The sequence below is a fragment of the Vibrio sp. D173a genome (genome assembly GCF_030248475.1).
The window spans coordinates 1-1,600 of the sequence record NZ_JAHGAH010001412.1 but is presented as its reverse complement, the minus strand read 5'-3'; the positions used below and the strand labels follow the sequence as shown (position 1 = coordinate 1,600).

Annotated in this window: 2 protein-coding genes; one reads left to right on the top strand and one right to left on the bottom strand. The window is 44.8% G+C overall.

The features are described 5' to 3' along the window. Nucleotides 1–724: LysR family transcriptional regulator (locus tag KIV40_RS33720; protein ID WP_285353779.1), on the bottom strand; the 724-nt coding region annotated here is incomplete at its 3' end. Nucleotides 725–865: 141 nt separating this feature from the next. Here KIV40_RS33720 and KIV40_RS33715 point away from each other — a divergent pair. Continuing rightward, nucleotides 866–1,600, top strand: a 735-nt coding sequence (locus KIV40_RS33715; protein ID WP_285353777.1) for an SDR family oxidoreductase, incomplete at its 3' end; no start/stop codon positions are given.

Below are 1,600 nucleotides of genomic sequence, written 5' to 3'. Positions count from 1 at the left end.
ATATAGGAAGATAGCAAATGCCTGCACCGTCTAAGCAAAGTTGTTTGCTGACAAAAAAGTCATCGCAAGTGATGCCTCCCGATTGAGATATTTCAATCGTTTCATTATGGTCGCTGAAGCGCCAGGGTAGGAAATATGCTTCCACATGATTTCGAATGCATGGCAACGATGTTTGTTGATTTGGATGGTTAATCTCCGGAAGTTGGGCTGCAAGTTCACTCGATATAGCGAGTACATACCTCACCGGAGATAACGTCATTGCAACCAATGATGAGTCATTTAATGGGCCGAGCCTAAACGCAAAATCCAAGCTCTGCTTTGTCATGTCTTGATAGCGGTTTGATGACGTGAGGTTGATTCGTATAGAGGGGTAACGCGCTTGAAATTCTGCAAAGAGTGTTGCGAGTAAGTTTTGACTCAACGCCCTTGGTGCCGTGATATTTAGAGTTCCGACCGGCTTGTTTGCAGCATCTTCTGCTTGATCATAGAGTTCGTTGACTGTATCGGCGATCAACTGTGCTTTTGGTAGAACTTGTTGCCCTAGCTCGGTAAGCGACAATGATCGAGTAGAACGATTAATCAGTTTACCGCCTAATTGTTCTTCCAACTGCTGAATTTTTCGGCTAACGGTCGTTGTTGGTACATTCAATTGTCTCGCTGCTTCAGCAAAACTATTCAGTTCGATGACCTTTGCGAATAAAGGTAGTGCAGATATCTCTTTCATTGTGTTTCTCTTGTCCCGTATGTGGGATAGTGAAGCCCAATTGTTGTATCTAGTCAATATAATCGGGATTAACTAAAGTATATCCATACCGCAGCATTCACTGCCTGAACAGATTAACGCTCAGCTCGATAGGAGAACATCATGGATATTTTAGTATTAGGCGCAACAGGTAACACAGGTTCTGAAGTGGTTCGTCAGCTTAAACTCAAAGGCGCGGACTTTGGTGTGATGGTTCGTAAGTCGAAATCCGCAGAAGCGATGGATTTGAAAGCCGAGCAGATGCGTGAAGGTGACTTCTCTGATGTTGAATCGATGAAAAGCGCAATGAAAGGCGTTAAGCGTATCTACGTTTCTATGCCCATTCACCAAGACAACGAACTATGGGTGGCGAATGTGATTGAAGCGGCACAAGCTGCGAATGTAGAGCACGTAATCAAACTTTCGGGCATGGGGGCAAAGATCGATGCAGGTTCTGAGATCATTCGTACTCATGTTATTACCGACAACTTGCTTAAAGAATCAAACCTACAATGGACTATCATTCAACCGAATTCGTTCTTCCAGAACTTGTACGGAAGTCTAGAAACCATCAATAGTATGGGGCAATTCTTCTTGCCTTTGGCAGACGCAAAACAGAGTGTGGTCGATATTCGAGATGTGGCAGCGGTTGTCGTTGAGGCGTTAACTGGTGATGGTCATCATGGTCAAACATATCTGTTATCAGGCCCAGAGGCTCTAACTTTTTCTGAACAAGCAGCAGTATTGTCGCAGGCCACGGGCAAAAATATCGAATACGTTGCCATCTCTGAGGAGGCTTTTGCCAGCGCCATTAAAGAAGCGGGAATGGACGAGTGGTTTGCTAACGCACTCGCTGAC